Source organism: Actinoplanes regularis (genome assembly GCF_900188005.1).
GTDB lineage: Bacteria > Actinomycetota > Actinomycetes > Mycobacteriales > Micromonosporaceae > Actinoplanes > Actinoplanes regularis.
Genome location: NZ_FZNR01000039.1, coordinates 1 through 17,156 on the forward strand (window position 1 = coordinate 1; position 17,156 = coordinate 17,156).

16 protein-coding genes and 1 pseudogene are annotated in these 17,156 nt (G+C 70.4%); 9 read left to right on the forward strand and 8 right to left on the reverse strand.

The window, feature by feature from the left end:
• Positions 1-197 (reverse strand): annotated as a pseudogene (locus CHC09_RS48235) (RNA polymerase subunit sigma); the annotation flags it as partial.
• A gap of 385 nt (positions 198-582) precedes the next feature.
• Between CHC09_RS48235 and CHC09_RS43380 the strand changes: the two are divergent.
• Both CHC09_RS43380 and CHC09_RS43385 read left to right on the forward strand, forming a co-directional pair.
• Entirely contained in the window at positions 583-1,422 is an 840-nt protein-coding gene (locus tag CHC09_RS43380; protein ID WP_089299113.1) for an SDR family oxidoreductase, read from the forward strand.
• A gap of 25 nt (positions 1,423-1,447) precedes the next feature.
• Positions 1,448-1,771: a plasmid stabilization protein gene (locus tag CHC09_RS43385; RefSeq protein ID WP_089299114.1), complete on the forward strand. Its 324-nt coding sequence runs from the start codon at positions 1,448-1,450 to the stop codon at positions 1,769-1,771.
• Between the two features lie 18 nt (positions 1,772-1,789).
• Here the strand turns inward: CHC09_RS43385 and CHC09_RS43390 are convergent, their stop codons facing one another.
• Positions 1,790-2,464, reverse strand: coding sequence for a DUF6766 family protein (locus CHC09_RS43390; protein ID WP_089299115.1), 675 nt, complete (start codon positions 2,462-2,464; stop codon positions 1,790-1,792).
• Positions 2,465-2,547: 83 nt separating this feature from the next.
• On the reverse strand, positions 2,548-2,952 hold the full coding sequence (locus CHC09_RS43395; protein ID WP_239138915.1) for a hypothetical protein: 405 nt from the start codon (positions 2,950-2,952) through the stop codon (positions 2,548-2,550).
• Between the two features lie 99 nt (positions 2,953-3,051).
• Between CHC09_RS43395 and CHC09_RS43400 the strand changes: the two genes are divergently transcribed.
• The 4 genes from CHC09_RS43400 to CHC09_RS43415 are packed head-to-tail and all read left to right on the forward strand — an operon-like array spanning position 3,052 to position 7,525.
• Positions 3,052-5,379, forward strand: a complete 2,328-nt coding sequence (locus CHC09_RS43400; protein WP_089299116.1) for a molybdopterin oxidoreductase family protein — start codon at positions 3,052-3,054, stop codon at positions 5,377-5,379.
• Positions 5,380-5,382: 3 nt separating this feature from the next.
• On the forward strand, positions 5,383-5,841 hold the full coding sequence (locus CHC09_RS43405) for a hypothetical protein (protein WP_089299117.1): 459 nt from the start codon (positions 5,383-5,385) through the stop codon (positions 5,839-5,841).
• A 39-nt stretch (positions 5,842-5,880) separates the two neighbouring features.
• Entirely contained in the window at positions 5,881-7,065 is a 1,185-nt protein-coding gene (locus tag CHC09_RS43410; RefSeq protein WP_089299118.1) for a zinc-dependent alcohol dehydrogenase, read from the forward strand.
• 43 nt (positions 7,066-7,108) lie between these two features.
• Positions 7,109-7,525, forward strand: coding sequence for a hypothetical protein (locus CHC09_RS43415; RefSeq protein WP_089299119.1), 417 nt, complete (start codon positions 7,109-7,111; stop codon positions 7,523-7,525).
• A gap of 107 nt (positions 7,526-7,632) precedes the next feature.
• On the opposite strand, the gene CHC09_RS43420 is transcribed toward CHC09_RS43415, so the two are convergent.
• Complete coding sequence (locus CHC09_RS43420; RefSeq protein ID WP_089299120.1) at positions 7,633-9,396, reverse strand: thiamine pyrophosphate-dependent enzyme; 1,764 nt, start codon at positions 9,394-9,396, stop codon at positions 7,633-7,635.
• A 125-nt stretch (positions 9,397-9,521) separates the two neighbouring features.
• Between CHC09_RS43420 and CHC09_RS43425 the strand changes: the two genes are divergently transcribed.
• On the forward strand, positions 9,522-10,493 hold the full coding sequence (locus CHC09_RS43425) for a methyltransferase (RefSeq protein ID WP_089299121.1): 972 nt from the start codon (positions 9,522-9,524) through the stop codon (positions 10,491-10,493).
• On the opposite strand, the gene CHC09_RS43430 is transcribed toward CHC09_RS43425, so the two are convergent.
• On the reverse strand, positions 10,479-11,438 hold the full coding sequence (locus tag CHC09_RS43430) for an iron-containing redox enzyme family protein (protein WP_089299122.1): 960 nt from the start codon (positions 11,436-11,438) through the stop codon (positions 10,479-10,481). The two genes, CHC09_RS43425 and CHC09_RS43430, sit on opposite strands and share 15 nt — an antisense overlap.
• A 51-nt stretch (positions 11,439-11,489) precedes the next feature.
• On the opposite strand from CHC09_RS43430, the gene CHC09_RS43435 reads away from it, so the two are divergent.
• Both CHC09_RS43435 and CHC09_RS43440 read left to right on the forward strand, forming a co-directional pair.
• Positions 11,490-11,726, forward strand: a complete 237-nt coding sequence (locus tag CHC09_RS43435; protein WP_089299123.1) for a CDGSH iron-sulfur domain-containing protein — start codon at positions 11,490-11,492, stop codon at positions 11,724-11,726.
• A 107-nt stretch (positions 11,727-11,833) separates the two neighbouring features.
• Positions 11,834-12,556: an STAS domain-containing protein gene (locus tag CHC09_RS43440; RefSeq protein ID WP_143232925.1), complete on the forward strand. Its 723-nt coding sequence runs from the start codon at positions 11,834-11,836 to the stop codon at positions 12,554-12,556.
• Between the two features lie 61 nt (positions 12,557-12,617).
• On the opposite strand, the gene CHC09_RS43445 is transcribed toward CHC09_RS43440, so the two are convergent.
• The 3 genes from CHC09_RS43445 to CHC09_RS43460 all read right to left on the reverse strand — a co-directional run bounded on the left by CHC09_RS43445 (position 12,618) and on the right by CHC09_RS43460 (position 17,042).
• Positions 12,618-14,462, reverse strand: a complete 1,845-nt coding sequence (locus CHC09_RS43445; RefSeq protein ID WP_179277543.1) for a two-component system sensor histidine kinase NtrB — start codon at positions 14,460-14,462, stop codon at positions 12,618-12,620.
• Between the two features lie 134 nt (positions 14,463-14,596).
• Entirely contained in the window at positions 14,597-15,307 is a 711-nt protein-coding gene (locus CHC09_RS43450) for a CAP domain-containing protein (RefSeq protein WP_239138914.1), read from the reverse strand.
• Positions 15,308-15,425: 118 nt separating this feature from the next.
• Positions 15,426-17,042 carry a sensor histidine kinase gene (locus CHC09_RS43460; RefSeq protein WP_179277544.1) on the reverse strand — a complete coding sequence of 539 codons (1,617 nt, stop codon included), beginning with the start codon at positions 17,040-17,042 and terminating at the stop codon, positions 15,426-15,428.
• Between the last annotated feature and the right edge of the window lie 114 nt (positions 17,043-17,156).

The following is a 17,156-nucleotide window of genomic DNA, read 5'->3' on the forward strand; positions in this document are numbered from 1 at the left end:
TGTTCGAGGTCGTCGGTGGGTTCGCCGCGGCCGCGGTAGCGGCGGGCGAGGCGGCCGGCGAAGGGCAGGGCCTCCTGGACGAACTCGTCGCGTAGTCGTGAGCGGGCCGGGGCGTCGGCGTGTGCCCGGGCCCGGGCGTACCGATCCGCGAGAACGTCGAGATTCTCGAACGGTTCAAGCTGGCCGGTCTCGCGCATGCCAGCCCCTTCCACCGAAAGTCGAACTCCAGGCCAACCTCTGTCAGTGCCCTGCGGGTAGTTCCACAAACCTCGAGCCTCGCAACCCCGGGCCGTTCCCGCAGGCGTTACGCCGTCAGCGTCAGGGTCGGTCAGGAATCTCTCGTACGCGGGCCCGAGCTTCTGCCTCTTGACCCGGAAGTAGGTGATCCGGCGTAGCGTCAGCCGGTCCTGGTTCGGGTCGTGCATGTGGTGCGGCACGAGATCGGGGTTGCGGTCGGGAAAGGCCCGGGCGGGGAGACCGTCGAGGAGGCCCTGGCGGTGGCGAGCGCGCCCTGTTTCAGCCTCGTGTGGTGGGGAACCCGAGACAGTGTCCGGACGTCAATCCGTGCTCAGGAGCTTGAAGATGGTCGACAACGAACCACAGCAGCGGCCGCCCGGCACCACCACCGCGATGCGTCGCAAGCCGGACCACGGCGAGGAGAGCTACCGGGGTTCAGGGCGCCTCAACGGTAAGCGGGTGCTGATCACCGGGGGTGACAGCGGGATCGGCCGGGCCGTCGCGATCGCGTTCGCGCGCGAGGGCGCGGACGTCGCGATCTCCTATCTGAACGAGGACGACGACGCCAAGGCGACCGCGGAGCTGGTCCTGAAGGCCGGCCGGCGCGCGGTCCTGCTGCCCGGCGACCTGGCCCGCCGCGAGCGGTGCCGCCAGGTCGTCGAGCAGACCGTGCAGGCGCTCGGTGGGCTGGACGTGCTGGTCAACAACGCCGCGCACCAGATGACCTACCACTCGGTCGAGGAGATCCCGGACGAGGAGTGGGTCGGCACGTTCGACGTCAACATCACCGCGATGTTCCGGCTGGTCCAGGCCGCCCTGCCGCATCTGGGCGCGGGGGCGTCGATCATCAACACCAGCTCGGTCAACTACGACCAGCCGAAGCCGACGCTGCTGCCGTACGCGACCACCAAGGGCGCGATCGCGAACTTCACCGCCGGCCTGGCCCAGCTGCTCGGCGACCGGGGCATCCGGGTGAACGCGGTGGCGCCCGGCCCGATCTGGACGCCGCTGATCCCCTCGACCATGCCGCCCGAGCAGGTCGCCGAGTTCGGCAAGAACACCCCGCTCGGTCGTCCGGGTGAGCCCCGCGAGGTCGCTCCCGTGTTCGTGCTGCTGGCTTCGGACGAGGCGAGCTACATCTCCGGGTCGGTCATCCCGGTCACCGGCGGACGACCCATTCTCTGATACCGATTCATTCGAGGAGGCAACGATGCCCGCGGGATCCAGCCCGAAGAGGGAACGCCAGTACGAGCACATCAAGGACAGCGCCGAGAAGCGCGGCGAGCCGCCCAAGCGGGCGAAGGAGATCGCCGCCCGTACCGTCAACAAGGAACGTGCCCGGGCGGGCGAGTCCAAGACCGCGAGCCGTAGCTCGCTGCAGGACGTGTCGTCCGGTCACCGCGGCGGGAAACGCTCGCACACCGGCGCGCAGGGCCCGACCAAGGAACAGCTCTACAACGAGGCCAAGAAGCGCCACATCACCGGCCGGTCGACGATGACCAAAGCCCAGCTCGAACACGCGCTGGCCCGCTGAACGCGGCAGCGGGGCCGATCAGCCGTCGACGCCGGTGGCCGCGTGCGCGCTGCCCACCGGCTTCGACTGCGACGAGCCCCGCTGCCGCAGATAGACGGCGAGGATCGCCATCGACGCGACGGCCAGCAGCTCGGACTGCCAGTTCTGCAGGGTGCGGTTCCAGAACTCCGGCTCCACCAGGTAGCGCGACCAGGAGACCGGATCCTCCCGGTCGCTCAGCTGTCCCTCGTTGAACGCGACCACCCCCGCGACCGACTGCGCCAGCCACGACAGCAGGAAGATCGTGCCCATCACCAGTCCGAGCGAGTTCGACAGCAGAAACAGCCGCACGCCAGGGGTCCGCGCCCACTTCGGCGAGTCCTGGTCCGCCCACGGGCCGATCTTCTGGTCCTTCTCCGATTCCCGGCCGGGCTGATCCAGGGACTTCGACTCCGGGGAGCCCCTCTGCAGCAGCCAGACCGTCAGCGTGATGTAGAGGAAGAACTGCAGGTACTCCGACTGCCAGTTCTCCGCGACGTCGACGCCGAAACTGGCGGAGGTGACGAACCGGGCCAGCGACACCGGCGGCAGCCCCTCGGCGAGCTGCTGCTGATTGAAGTCCGCCTGCCCGACGAACGCCTGCCCGATCAGGACCGCCACGAACAGCGCCCCGAACACCAGGCTCAGCGAGTTGTTCCGCAGGAACCGGCTCACCGGTGCAGCACCCCCAACGCGATGACGTACGCCAATCCGGCGGCGATGAAGACCAGGAGCAGCACGAACAGACCCCGCACGGCTCAACCCCCTGAGATCGAGCAGTCGTACGGCCGGTCGGCGCCCCGCGGGACACAGCCGGCGGCGACCACCCGCCAGCCGCCGCCGAAGACGGCCAGGAACATCGTGTCGCCGCTGACCCGTACCTGAGCCCACTGGCCGTACACCACGGCCGAGGTCACCGCGCCCGGGCCGGGCAGGTCCTCATCCAGGATCGCCTCCGCGCAGGACGTGCCCGCCGCCTCCGCCACGTCGGCCACGGTGTCCGGGGCCAGCAACGCGCACGCCGCCGACCCGTCCCGGCCGGCGACCGCGGTCAGCAGGCGGGTTGCCGTCCCGGCGGCGGCATCGGCCCGCTCCCGCACCGACCCGCAGCCCGCCACCAGAAATACCACCAGGGCCGCCCCGAACCGCCATCGCCGGATCACGGCGGTCAGGATTCCCCTCCCGCCGGCGTCTCACACCTGAGCCGTGTTTGCCGTCGCGCCCACCGGGCACCCTCCGCCGGTACCGCAAGGAGGGCCGAGATGGTTGACCGTGTCGCGGACCCGTGGGGCGCCCGCACGCCGTACCGCCAAGGCGGCTGCTGGCCGGACCGTGTCGATGTTCAGCTCGCGGACGGGTTGTCGCCGCGTGATGTCGACCGGTGGGTGCAGTCCGCGTCGGTGCTGCACTCGAACGGCGACGCCATGGACATCGCCGTCAAGGACGGCCGGATCGCCGGGGTACGGGGACGCGCCGTCGACCGGGTCAACCACGGCCGCCTGGATCCCAAGGACCTGTACGGCTGGCAGGCGAACAACAGCCCCGACCGGCTGACCCGTCCACTCGTCCGCGAACACGGACGCCTGGTGCCGACGGACTGGGACACGGCGATGGGTCGCATCGTGCAGCGGTCGAAGCAACTGCTCGACGATCCGGGCGGCTGGGGCCGCTTCGGTTTCTACACCTCCGGGCAGCTGTTCCTGGAGGAGTACTACGCGCTCGCGGTGATCGGCAAGGCGGGCCTCGGCACCCCGCACATGGACGGCAACACCCGGCTGTGCACCGCGACCGCCGCGGCCGCGTTGAAGGCGAGCTTCGGCACCGACGGGCAGCCCGGCTCGTACACCGATGTGGACCACTGCGACGCGATCGCCCTGTGGGGGCACAACGTGGCCGAGACGCAGACCGTGCTCTGGACCCGGATGCTGGACCGGCGCCACGGTGCCGAACCACCGGCGATGCTCGCCGTCGACCCGCGTACGACACCCGTCGCGCGGGAGGCCGACCTGCACCTCGCCGTCCGCGCTGGCACCAACCTGGCGCTGCTGAACGGCCTGCTGCGCGAGATCATCCGGCGGGGCTGGTACGACGAGCGGTACGTCGCCGCGCACACCGTCGGCTTCGACGACCTGGCCGCCGTGGTCGACGCGTACCCGCCGGACCGGGTCGCCGCCGTCTGCGACGTCCCGGCCGGCGATATCGAGCGCGCCGCCGAACTGCTCGGCACGTCCCGGCGGCTGCTCTCCACCGTGCTGCAGGGCTTCTACCAGTCCAACCAGGCCACCGCGGCCGCCTGCCAGGTGAACAACCTGCACCTGCTGCGCGGCATGATCGGCCGTCGCGGCGCGGGCCTCTACCAGATGAACGGCCAGCCGACCGCGCAGAACACCCGGGAGACCGGCGCCGATGGGGACCTGCCCGGCCTGCGCAACTGGGACAACCCGGCGCACATCCGCGAGCTCGCGCGGCTGTGGAACGTCGACGAGATGACCATCCCGCACTGGGCGCCGCCGACGCACGCCATGCAGATCTGGCGGTACGCGGAGCAGGGCTCGATCGAGCTGCTGTGGATCAGTGCGACGAACCCGGCGGTGTCGCTGCCCGACCTCGCCCGGGTCCGCCGGATCCTCGGCCGTGACGAGCTTTTCGTGGTCGTACAGGACCTGTTCCTGACCGAGACCGCGGAACTGGCCGACGTGGTCCTGCCGAGCGCCACGTGGGGGGAGAAGCTCGGTACCTTCACCAACGCCGACCGGACCGTGCACCTGTCCGAGAAAGCCGTGGATCCGCCCGGTGCGGCCCGTGCCGACCTGGACATCTTCCTCGACTACGCCCGCCGGATGGACTTCCGTGACCGCGACGGCGGGCCGCTGATCGAGTGGACCGGGCCGCAGGAGGTCTTCGAGGCGTGGAAGCGGTGCTCGGCGGGGCGGCCGTGCGACTACACCGGCATCACCTACGAGCGGTTGCGCGGCGGCAGCGGCATCCAGTGGCCGTGCACCGACGATGCCCCGGACGGGACCGAACGGCTTTACACCGACGGTGTCTTCAACACCGACCCGGACTACTGCGAGACGTACGGCCACGACCTGAGCACCGGCGCGGAGTTCACCGCCGACGAGTACCGGGCCCGGGAACCGGCCGGGCGGGCGTTCCTGCACGCCGCCGGGTACCAGCCCTCGCCGGAGGTGCCCGGTGAGGAGTATCCGATGCTGTTGACCACCGGCCGCAGCGTCTACCACTTCCACACCCGGACCAAGACCGGTCGTACCCCGGAACTCGCCGCCGCCGCGCCCGAACCGTGGGTCGAGCTGAATCCGGCCGACGCCGATCGGCTCGGCATCGCCGACGGTGACCCGGTCCAGGTGTCCTCGCCGCGCGGCACCATCCGGGTCCCGGCCCGCGTCGGAGGGATCCGGCCCGGCGTGGTGTTCGTTCCGTTCCACTACGGCTACTTCGACATCGACCCCGGTAAGCGGACCCCGCGCGCCGCCAACGAACTGACCGCCACCGCCTGGGATCCCGTGTCGAAACAGCCGATCTTCAAGGTCACCGCCGTCCGCGTCGCCCCACTCGAGCCGGGGGAGTAAGCCGTGCACCTCGCCCACTACCTCGGCCTGCTCCACCGGGCCCAGCTCAACCTGGCCGACGCGTTCCGGCAGGTCGCCGCGGCACACGGCGACGAACCCGACCTCGAGCACCTCTGCGAGCAGCAGGCACGGGTCTGCGACCGGCACGCCGAGCGGCTCGAGCCGTTCGCGCGGCGGTACTCCGAACAGGTGCCGGACGAGCCCGACCGGCTGCACTCCGAACTGTTCCGGGGCACCCGCACCGGCGGCCTCGGACTCCTGCGCGACCTGCAGGACCTGTATCTGATGGCCGCCGAGTGCGACATCTGCTGGGCCATCGTCGGGCAGGCCGCCAACGGCGCCCGCGACCGGGATCTGCTCGAGGTCGTCACCAGGTGCGAAACGGAGACGGCCGTTCAGTTGAAGTGGCTGCGTACCCGGATGAGGCAGGCCGCGCCGCAGGCGCTGGTCGTGGCTCGATGACCGGGGATTACCGGACGGCTTCGCGGGAACCCGGCCGATATGCGAGCACTCACCTGGCAAGGGACCGGCAGGGTCTCGGTCGAGACCGTTCCCGACCCGAAGATCCAAGATCCGACCGATGCGATCGTACGCATGACGTCGACCGCCATCTGCGGCTCTGACCTGCATCTTTACAACGTCCTCGGCATGTATCTCGATTCTGGCGACATCCTCGGGCACGAGCCGATGGGCATCGTCGAGGAGGTCGGCTCCGAGGTCACCCAGATCAGCCCCGGCGACCGCGTGGTGATCCCGTTCAACATCTCCTGCGGCCACTGCTGGATGTGCGGCCGCGGCCTGACCGCCCAGTGCGAGACCACCCAGGTCAGAAGCCAGGGCAAGGGCGCGGCCCTGTTCGGCTTCTCCCGCCTGTACGGGCAGGTGCCCGGCGCGCAGGCCGAGTACCTGCGGGTGCCGCAGGCACAGTTCGGCCCGATCAAGGTGCCCGACGGGCATCCGGACGAGCGCTACCTCTTCCTCTCCGACGTCCTGACCACCTCGTGGCAGGCGGCCCGATATGCCGACATCGCACCCGGCGACACGGCGCTGGTCGTCGGCCTGGGCCCGATCGGGCAGATGAGCGCGCGGATCGCCCGGCACCTCGGCGCGGAGCGGGTGATCGCCGTCGACGAGGTGCCCGAACGGCTGGCGATGGCGGGCCGGCACGGGATCGAGACGCTGGACTCGTCGGCGGTCGACGACGTACCGGCGGCGGTGATGGAGATGACCGGAGGTCGCGGCGCGGACGGGGTGGTCGACGCGGTCGGCATGGAGGCGCACGGCACGCCGTTCCAGGCGGCCGCGATGAAGGCCGCCGGGATGCTGCCCGACCCCCTCGCCCGCAAGGCCACCGAGACCGTCGGTGTGGACCAGATGGGCGCGCTGCGCACCGCCTTCGCCGCGGTCCGCCGGGGCGGGACGATCTCGATCATCGGCGTGTACGGCGGCAAGGCCGACCCGTTCCCGATGCTGGACCTGTTCGACAAGGGTGTGACCCTGCGGATGGGCCAGGCCCACGTCAAGCGCTGGGTGGACGACATCCTGCCGCTGCTCACCGGCGACGACGACCCGCTGGCCGTGCACGACCTGGTCACCCACCGGATGCCGCTGGAGGACGCGCCGCGCGCCTACGAACTGTTCAACAACAAGGAGGACGGTTGCGTCAAGGTCGTACTCCAGCCCTGATCCAGTCGTTTCGGCCGTCGAATCCCGGGGCACTCGCAGGGTCATGACCGACACCGTTCTGTTTCGATCCGCGGTTCTCGGCGCCTCGGCCGGCGCCCGCAGCATGACCCCGCTGGCGAGATTGGCGCTGCGCAAACGCGGTTGGATCCGGGTCGCCGCCGGCGCGGCCGCGCTCGGTGAGATGGCCTTCGACAAGTCCCGGAAGGCGCCGAACCGGTTGAAGCCGGCGCCGCTGAGCGGCCGGATCGTGCTCGGTGCGATCGCCGGCGCGGCCTTCGCCCGACGGCGGGGCGCCGGGATGGCCGGGCCGGCGATCGTCGCCGGGCTCACCGCGGCCGCGGCCAGCTATGCCGGGGCGCGATGGCGGGCCTACGCGGCGGAGAACGACTTCGCGCTCCCCGGCGCGCTCGCCGAGGACGCCGCCGCGATCGCCCTCGCCTGGGCGTCCTCCCACGACTGACCCGCTGCGGAAGCCGCTGAGCTCGACAGATTCACGTCTCAGCGGTACCGCTGTCAGCGGGCGCGACGGCGACGTCGGGGGCCGGCAGCGAGATGACCGCCGTCTTCTCAGCCCTTCAGCTGCTGGATCTTGTCCTTGAACAGGGTGGTGGCGATCGACGCCTTGCGCGGCTGGCCCTTGAGGAACGCGGCGGCGAACTTCTTCGCCTGCTCGTAGGAGACCTTGCCCGGCAGCGGCGGCTCGTCCGGATCGACCGCGACGTCGAGCAGCGCGGGACCAGGATGCGCGAGCGCTTCGTCGAGCGCGGCCGACAGGTCGCCGGGCTTGTCGATCTGGGCGCCGAAGCCGCCGCAGCCGCGCGCCCAGCCGGCGTAGTCGGGCAGGGGCGCGCCGAACCGCACCCCGTGTTCGGGGTAGCCCAGCACCATCTGCTCCCAGAGGATCTGCCCGAGCGAGTTGTTGTTGTTGATCACCACTTTGATCGGCAGGTCGTAGCGCATCGCGGTGTGGAACTCGGCCATCAGCATCGCGAACCCGCCGTCCCCGACGTAGGCGATGACCTGCCGGCCCGGGTAGGCGTGCTGGATGGCCAGCGCGTACGGCAGGCCCGGCGCCATCGTCGCGAGGGTGCCGGACAGGTAGAACTCACGGTTGCCGCGGATGTGCCAGTGCCGTGCCGCCCAGGTCGCGATCGTGCCGGAGTCGCAGGTCATGATCGCGTCGTCGCTGGCGGCCAGGTCGAGCTGCTGAGCCAGGTACTGCGGGGCGATCGGGTCCCGGTCGCCCGACTCGAGGGCCCGCATCGCCTCGTGCCAGGTACGCGTCTTGTCCTGGTACGTACGCAGATGATCGTGGCCCTTCTGCGCCAGCAGCGGCAGCAGTGCCTCGAGCGTCGCCCGGGCGTCCCCGACCAGCGGCACTTCGGTGGGGATCCGGATGCCGGCCCGGGCCGGTTCGATGTCGATCTGGACGACCTTGACCTTGCCGGGCTGCGGCAGGAACTTCGTGTACGGGAAGTTCGTACCCACCATCAGCAGCGTGTCGATGTCGTCCATCAGCTCCTCGCTCGGCTTGGTGCCGAGCAGTCCGAGCCCGCCGGTGACGTACCGGGAGTCGTCCGGGACGACCATCTTGCCCAGCAGCGACTTGACGATCGGCGCGCCGAGCCGGTCCGCGGCCTGTTCGAGCAGCCCGCCCGCCCCGCGGGCCCCGATCCCGGCCAGGATCGCCACCCGGTTGCCGTCGTTGATCACGTCGGCCGCGGCGCGCAGGTCGGCGTCGCGTGGCCGCACCGCAGGGGCGAGGTAGACCGGCGCGGTCGACGGCGACCGCACCGGCGCGACCGTCTGGTACGGGTCCTTGCCCGCCGGAGCGACCTGGATGTCGTTGGGCACCGTCAGGTGGGCGACCCCGCGCCGCGCGTACGCCGTGCGGATCGCGACATCGACCAGGGTCGGCAGCTGCGCCGGGTTCATGACCACCTGGTTGTACTCGGCGACGTCCTCGTACAGCCGGTCCAGGTTGACCTCCTGCTGGTACGCGGTGCCCAGCACCCCGCTCTCCTGCATGCCGGTGATCGCCAGCACCGGCACGTGGTCGAGCTTCGCGTCGTACAGCCCGTTGGCCAGATGGATCCCGCCCGGTCCGGAGGTCGCCAGGCACACCCCGATCTTTCCGGTCGCCTTCGCATGGGCGGTGGCCATGAACGCCGCCGCCTCCTCGTGGTGCACGAGCACGAATCGCACCTTGTCGGCGTGGCGGCGCAGGCCCTCCATGATGCCGTTGATCCCGTCGCCCGGGATCCCGAAGACCGTGTCCACGCCCCACTCGGCCAGGCGGTTGATCAGCACTTCCGCAGTAATCTCAGCCACAACGCGCCGTGTACCCGCAACGGACGCCGCCAACCACGACGTGCCACCCGGAATATCCCGCTCCGGGGCGGCGGCGACACGCCCGGCAGCCGTTTGATCGCCGTCTTCGGGGGGATCCGCGGGTCATGACCGATACCGCCCTGATCCGCTCCGTGCGGGCCGGCGCGGCGCTGGCGGCCCTCGGTCGTGAGCTGATCGACCGCGGGTACCGGTTCACGACGGTCACCCCGGCGACGCAGGCCCGGGTCAACCGGCGGCCGGGGAACGCCGTCGCCCGGGACCTGCGGGACGTGTTCGGGTGGAGCCGGCCGTTCCCGCCGGAGGCGATGCCCGGCGAGGTCTTCGACCTCATGCTGGCCGCGGACGCGGCCGAGGCTTGCGGTTCGCTGTGGCGCAGCAGGGTGCGATTCTCGTCGTACGACGGGGAGCTCTTCGTTCATTCGGCGTTCCCGACGGACGCGAGCGACGCGGTCTTCTTCGGACCGGACACGTATCGGATGGCGGATGCCGTCCGCGCGTACCTGCGAAATCGTCGCGAACCGCTCGCCCGGGCGGTCGATGTCGGGTGCGGAACCGCGGCCGGTGCGATCACGATCGCGAAGCGAGCGCCGCGGGCGCGGGTTCTGGCGGTCGACATCAACGACACCGCGCTGGAGTACGCCCGGGTCAACGTCGGCCTGGCCGGCACCGGGAACGTCAGCGTGCGGCGCGGTGACCTGCTCGACGACGTCGACGGCGGCTTCGACCTGATCGCCGCGAACCCACCGTTCATGATCGATCCGGCGGGGCGGACGTACCGCGACGGTGGCGGCCCGGACGGCAACGACCTGTCGCTGCGGATCATCGACGCCGCCGCGGGACGTCTCACGCCCGGCGGAGCACTGGTGCTGTTCAGCGGCACCGGCATCGTCGACGGCCACGATCCGCTACGGGCGGCCGCCGCCGAGCGGCTCGCCGGGACGGACCTGCGCTGGATGTACCGGGAGGTGGATCCGGACGTGTACGGCGAGGAGCTGGACGGCTCCGCCTACGCCCGGGCCGAGCGGATCGCGGTGGTGCTGCTGACCGCGACCCGGCCTGGCTCAGTCGCGCAGTGACGACCGCCCCGACGCCCAGGCGTCCAGGACGTCCTGGGCCCAGCGGTTGTCGACGGCCAGCGCGCACCGGGCACCCCAGAGCACCTGGCCGGCCAGATCCGGTTCGGTACGGGCGAACGTCCCGCACAGGTCGTTGGCCGCGATCTGCTCGTGCACCGAGTCGGCCTCGACGTGCTCGTCGTAGAACGCCGTCGCGGCCGCGTCACCGCCGAGGCGGCGCAGGCCGGTCCCGTACGCCCGGTTCGGCAGTGACGAGGTCATCTCGTAGGCGGCCAGGTGGCCCAGGAGCGCGCCGCGGCGGGCGCGGTGCAGGCCGAGGAACGACATCAGGTTGTTGACGGCGAGGGTCGTGGCGGGCACCCGGTCGACGTACGCGCCGTAGGTCAGGTCCAGGCCGAACCAGGTCATCGTCTGCTTGTACAGCTCCTGGTGCATCCGCCCGGTGACGCCCGCGCCGTACTCGTCGAGCTGGATCTCGATCAGGGCGGCCTTGGCCCGGCCGGCCAGCCGGGGGATCGCCCAGGTGTGCGGGTCGGCCTCACGCAACTGATAGATCGAGCGGTGGACGGCGAACTCCCGGAACTGCTCATGGGTGGCCCGCGCGCGCAGGTAGCCGGAGAGCCGCGGCCCGTCGTCGGCGGCCACGATCGCCGCGAGTCCGGCCGGCACGGAGTCCGGATCGGCCGGCTGCGGCACGCCGGTCAGATCACCCAGGTGTGCCTCGAAGCGTTGTTCGAGGTCGCTGCGCAGCCGCAGCAGCCGAGGGTGCCACTCCCACTCGTCGGCGACACCGTCCCAGCCCCGGTAGGAGAGTTCGTAACAGATGAAGAGCGACAGCTGGAAGTCCTCGACGTCGCCGGGTTCGGCGGTCAGGTCACCGGAGCCGCCGCTGAGAGTGTCGATCAGGGCGCTGGAGAGGGATCCGCGTGGTGACGGCAGCTTCATGGGCGGGCGGATGCCCGTTTGGCTCGCCGTGAAACGGAAATCCAGGCGGCCATGACGTCGACCATCACGCCGTACGAGGACGGCCCGCTGATCGTGCGCGGTGACTTCGAGCTGCGTACCCCGGAGGGTGAACCGATCGACGCGGCGCGCGGCACCATCGCCCTCTGCCGCTGCGGCAGATCCGCCGACAAGCCGTTCTGCGACGGTACGCACAAGACGTTCCACTTCAAGGCCGGCACCGGACGCGAACACCCGTCCCCGCGGCCCGGCGGCCCGGACGATGCCTGACCGGTCGTCACGGTCTCGCGTGTGCCTGCGCGTTGCCCAGCCACTCGCCGAGTCGGCACCGGGCTCGGGTACTCGTGAGGGGAGCTATCGCGAGCGACAATGGGGGAGTGTCTACTGTTCGATGCGACATCGAACCGGTGGGGACACGTCTGCTGGTTCGCGTCCAGGGTGAGTTGTCGGTGGCGTCAGCTCCCACCGTCCGTACCGCCCTGCTCAAATGCCTGATGGAGCAGTCGGACGCGGTCGTTGTGGATCTTTCCGGGGCGATCGTGACCGAACCCGCCGCGCTGTCGGTGTTCCTGGCGGCCGCACGCCAGGCCGCGGTGTGGCCGGGGACGCCGTTGCTGCTCGCCGCGCCCGATCCGGCGCTCGCGCGGCTGCTCAGCAGCGGGTACGGCCGGCTGACCCTGCACACCTCGGTGCGGGAGGCGCTGGACGTGGAGCCGTGGCAGCGGGCGCTGACCATCGCCGACACCCTGCTGCCCGTCTCCGGGGCCGCCCGGCATGCCCGCGGACTGGTCACCGAGGGATGCGTGCGGTGGGAGCTGCCGCACCTGATCGGCCCGGCCAGTGTCGTGGTGGGTGAGCTGGTCACCAACGCGGCCGTGCATGCCCAGACGATGATCGATCTGCGGTTGTCCCTGGGCCGCCGCCATCTGATCGTGGCGGTCCGGGACGGTGGTGACGCCCTGCCGGTGCTGCCGCCACCGGCCTCGGCGGACCCGGCTGACCCGCGCGGGTTACTGCTGGTGGACAGTCTGGCTCACCGGTGGGGAACGTTGCCGGCGTACGGCGGCAAGGTCGTCTGGGCGACGCTGTCCCGCTCGTGATCGAGAGTCTGGTGCGGGGGAGATCCCGGCCTGGTCGCCGCCTTGTCATCGTCCTCGAGGATCAGGACAGGTTCGCCGCGTCCGGGCTCGAGCGGGTGCGGTGTTCCGGCGTCGGCTCCGGCGGGGGAGACGACGACATGGGCAACAGGATCCGGAAGGTCGTGCCGACGTCGAGCGTGGAGTCCACGGTGATGGTGCCGCCGGCGTCGCCGACGATGCCGTAGACGGTGGCGAGGCCGAGGCCGGTGCCCTTGTCGGCCGCTTTGGTGGTGAAGAACGGCTCGAAGAGGCGGTCCTTGACCTCCGCGTTCATGCCGGTGCCGTTGTCACTGACTGTCAGTTGGGCGTAGTGCCCCGCCGGCAGGCTCTGGTCCGGGTCGCCGGAGATCTCGACCGTACCGGTCGCGATCTCCACGGCTCCGCCGCCGGGCATCGCGTCACGGGCGTTGATGACGAGGTTGAGCAGGATCTGGTCGAGTCGGCTGCGGTTGGCTCGTACCGGCAGGGCCTCGGAACCGGGGTGGCAGTTCAGGGTGATGTCGCTGCCGATGGTCCGGCTCAGCAGGTCGGTGGCGTCGGTGACGACCGTGTTGAGGTCGACGGTCTCGACCTGGGTCGGCTCCCGCTTCGCGAACAGCAGAAGCTGGCTAGTCAGTTCCTGGGCCTGGTGGGCGGCGTTGCGGATCCGGGTCAGGTCGTCCGCCGCCTCGTCGCCGGTGTCGTCGGCGACGAACTCGGCACAGTTCAGGATGATGCCGAGCAGGTTGTTGAAGTCGTGTGCCACGCCGCTGGCGAGTTGACCGAGGCTCTCCAGCCGGGCGGCCCGCGCCGCACGATCGTCGGCGATCTTCTGTTCGGCCTCGCGTTGTTTGCGGGCGGTTACGTCGCGCTCGGTGGCGGCGCCGCCGATGAGCTTGCCGTCGTCGTCGTACAGCGGCCAGACGACGGTCGACACGAAGATCTCGCTGCCGTCCTTGCGCCGCCGTGGCGTCTCGTCGAACTGGAACTGGTGGCCCTCGGCAAGACCTCTGAGCACTCGGGCGTGCCGGGCTTCGCTGTCGGGTTGCAGCAGCATCGCCACGGGACGGCCGATCGCCTCGGCGGCGGTGTAGCCGTAGACGCGCTCGGCGCCACTGGTCCAGGTCGTGATGGTTCCGTCGAGGGCGAGCGCGAGCGTGGCGTCGGCGGACTGTTCGACGACCGCGGCCAGGATCTCCTTGTTCCGAGCGGCGTTCGCAACCCGGCGGGTCGTCAGCCAGGCCAGCATCACAGCGCTCATCAGGCATATGACACCGACTACGACCAGCAGCTGCAGCCCCCTGGTGTTCGTGGTGCGTGCCGTGGCGGTGTCCGCGGCGGAATCGGCCTCCGCCTGTGCGGCGAGCTGATCGACGGCGGCGGCGGCCTGGTCGAACCAGTAGAGGGCCGCACCGATGACCAGGTCGTTGGCGGCCGCGACCGAGGCGGGCGTGCCGGTCCGGTATCCGGACACGATCTGCGCGTCGATGTCCATGAAGCGGTTGAAGGCGTTCTCGGCGGTGGCCAGCTGCTGCCGCTCCACCGGGGTGAGGTCGTGTGCGCCGATCCGAACGAGATCCTCTTGGAAGGCCGCCGCCGAGGACAGGAACTTCGCGCGCAGACCGCTGGAGTCGTCGGTGGCGTTCGGTACGCCGCGGACCGTGTTGAACGCGTACCCGGTCTGCCAGCCGTTGGAGTCGGCGGCGTGAAACTTGGCGGTCAGCGCGTCACGTCGCAGGGCCGAGGACGCGACCGCCCGTTGGTCCGCGTGCCTCTGTATGACGGTGGTCGCGACGGCAACGCCGATCATGATGATCAACAGCAGCGCCATCGCGCCGAAGGCGTAGCTGAGTCGCGCGCCGATACGTATTCGACGCAGCATCTGCATGGCCACACCCCTGAAGGAAGTGTCACGCATCAGATCGGGTCACGGAGCGCTTTACGGATATCTTGCGGCGCGCCTGGCGGTAACGCCGTGATGCCCCAGCCGCTTCCCGCGGCCGGGGCATCACTTCACCAGGTTCAGTAACCGAAGTCCTGGGTGTAGTAGGGGGTGCCGTTGGCGGCGTGGACGACGCCGACACCGACGGCCTTGGACTGGCAGTTCAGGATGTTCTTGCGGTGCCCGGAGCTGTTCATCCAGCCGTTGACCACCTCGGCGGCCGAGCGCTGGCCCATGGCGACGTTCTCGGCGGAGGGCTGAGCGTAACCGGCGGCCTTGACACGGTCGCTGAACGTCGAGCCGCCGCTGCCGGTGTGGGACATCGTGCCGGTCTCAGCCATCCAGGCGCTGTGGCCACGGGCGGCGGCGGTGAGCTGATCGTTGACGGTCAGGGCGGCGCAGCCGTTGCTGGTGCGCTGGACGTTGACAAGGCGGTTGATCTCGGTCTGCACGGCCTGCTCGGAGGAGCCCGCCGGAGCGGACGGGGTCGGCCGGGAGGGGGTCGGCCGGGAGGGGGCCGGCTGGGAAGGCGTCGGCTGGGACGGAGTGGACCACGACGGGGCGCGCCCGCCCGGACCGGTCAGCCAGGAGCCGGGGTTCCAGGAGCCGTACTTCCCGGAGCCGGGGTTCCATGAGCCGGTCAGCCAGGAGCCGGGGTCCCAGGAGCCGGGCTGCGCGGCGCCGGACTGCGCCGGGGCGGCCTTGGCCGGGCTCGCGATCATCATGGTGGCGCCGACGGCGGCGATCGGGGCGATAAGGGCGGTGACGGCGAGGCGACGAAGCTGGCGCAAGAGCAGGCCCTTTCGAAGTACGGCGCCCGCTGTTGCGGGCTCACCGTCGACTTCGGCGGGGCGCCGGGCCGTGATGATTTGAGGACGGGTGCGTCCTGGTCTCCGAACTGTTGCGGACCTACCGTGCCGAGGCGGGCGAGTTCACCGGTAGGCAGATGACGAAGGTGGTTCCGGGGCCGCTGTGTTCGGCGAGGCTGATGCTGCCCTTGTGGCGTTCGATGATGGCGCGGGTGATGACCAGGCCGAGTCCGGTGCCGGGAATGTGCCGGGACCGCGCGGTGGAGGCGCGGTAGAAGCTGCGGAACAGGTGGGGCCGGTCGGCGTCCGGAATGCCGATGCCGGTGTCGGCGACGGTCCAGGTGATCTGTTCCCGGGCATCGCGACTGGCGGTGGTGGTTATGGTGCCGCCCGCTGGAGTGTATTTGATCGCGTTGGAGAGCAGGTTGTCGGCGACCTGGCGCAACCGGTGCGGGTCCGCGTGCAGCGGGAGGTGGTCGGGCAGGTGGGCGTGGAGGGTGAGGCTCTTGTGGGTGGCTTGAGGCCGGATCGCGTCGACGGCGGTGCTGATGATGGAGCACAGATCGGTGTCGACCGCTTCGATGTTCAGCTGCCCGGATTCCAGGCGGGCGACGTCGAGGAGGTCGTCGGCGATTGCGGACATTCGCTGAGCGCTGCCGGAGATGGTATTGAAGTAGGCGCGTTGTTCGGCCTCGGTGAGGGTTCCCAGTTCGTCTTCGATCAGCGAGAGGGTGCTGATGATCACGGCCAGGGGGTTGCGCAGTTCGTGGGTGATCAGCGCGAGGAACTCGTTCCTGGTCCGGGCCAGTTCGACGGCGAGTTCCTCGGCGCGCCGCCGTTCCAGGTACTGCCCGAACTGCGCGGCGACACCGCCCAGCAGGGCGATGAGGGTGTTCTCGGGGTCTTCGGGGTAATCGCCGTAGACACACAGTGCGCCGAGAATGTGTCCTCCGGCGGAGATCGGTACGCCCACGGCGACGCGCAGACCGCTCTCAGCCGCCATCTGGCTGCGGACCGAGGCTGTGTCGGCCGCCAGGTCAGGGATCCACTGCGGGCTGCCGCTCTGGCAGACCCGGTTCGGCAGTGACCGTCCGGGTCCGAGTTCGTCGACGGAGAACCGGCCCAGCTGCGGGCCGGGGCCGAGGTGCCGGGCGGTGCAGGTGAGGACGCCCCGGCGCTCGTCGGGGGCCCACAGCTCGGTGACCGGCCAGTCCATCTGGACGCCGACCGCGTCGGCCAGCCGCTGTGCGGCGGAGACGCTGGAGTCCGCCTCGGCCAGGCCGCGGGAGACGGCTGCCTCCACGGCGGTGAACCGGCTGGCCCGGTGCGCGGCGGTGACGTCGTTCAGGAAGGCGTGGTAGATGCGTCCGCGGGGATCGTCGGTGACGGTCGCGGTCAACTCGACGGGGAACTCGTGGCCGTCGCGATGTTTCATCCGTGTGGTCACGTACTGCCGGAAGGCCGTGGAGGCATTCCCAGCCAGGAACAGGGTCAGCCGAGCATGGAGCCGCTCCGGGATGATCAGGTCTTGAACCGGTCGACCGCAGGCTTCCCGCCAGTCGTAGCCGAACGTGGCCTCCGCGGCAGGATTCCAGGCCAGCACTCGCCCGCCCGCGTCGACGGCGATGTACGCGGTGGACACCGCGGCCAGCACCGTCATCGGGTGCCGTAGCACGTCGTCACCGCACCACGTGGGCGCGGGCTGGGGCTCGGTCATGTCCGCGCCCGCCCGCACGCCGGCGGCACGCCTCGGCGTGGGACCTGTGGAGAGTCGACCGCCACGTTTATCAGAATGGCCCAACACCATACAAGAGAGGACCGTATTTTCCTT

Coding starts and splice junctions, on each gene's coding strand:
- CHC09_RS43445 (WP_179277543.1), bottom strand. CDS start 14,462: ATGCAGATGCTGCGTCGAATACGTATCGGCGCGCGACTCAGCTACGCC.
- CHC09_RS43385 (WP_089299114.1), top strand. CDS start 1,448: ATGCCCGCGGGATCCAGCCCGAAGAGGGAACGCCAGTACGAGCACATC.
- CHC09_RS43415 (WP_089299119.1), top strand. CDS start 7,109: ATGACCGACACCGTTCTGTTTCGATCCGCGGTTCTCGGCGCCTCGGCC.
- CHC09_RS43460 (WP_179277544.1), bottom strand. CDS start 17,042: ATGACCGAGCCCCAGCCCGCGCCCACGTGGTGCGGTGACGACGTGCTA.
- CHC09_RS43400 (WP_089299116.1), top strand. CDS start 3,052: ATGGTTGACCGTGTCGCGGACCCGTGGGGCGCCCGCACGCCGTACCGC.
- CHC09_RS43430 (WP_089299122.1), bottom strand. CDS start 11,438: ATGAAGCTGCCGTCACCACGCGGATCCCTCTCCAGCGCCCTGATCGAC.
- CHC09_RS43425 (WP_089299121.1), top strand. CDS start 9,522: ATGACCGATACCGCCCTGATCCGCTCCGTGCGGGCCGGCGCGGCGCTG.
- CHC09_RS43435 (WP_089299123.1), top strand. CDS start 11,490: ATGACGTCGACCATCACGCCGTACGAGGACGGCCCGCTGATCGTGCGC.
- CHC09_RS43380 (WP_089299113.1), top strand. CDS start 583: ATGGTCGACAACGAACCACAGCAGCGGCCGCCCGGCACCACCACCGCG.
- CHC09_RS43410 (WP_089299118.1), top strand. CDS start 5,881: ATGCGAGCACTCACCTGGCAAGGGACCGGCAGGGTCTCGGTCGAGACC.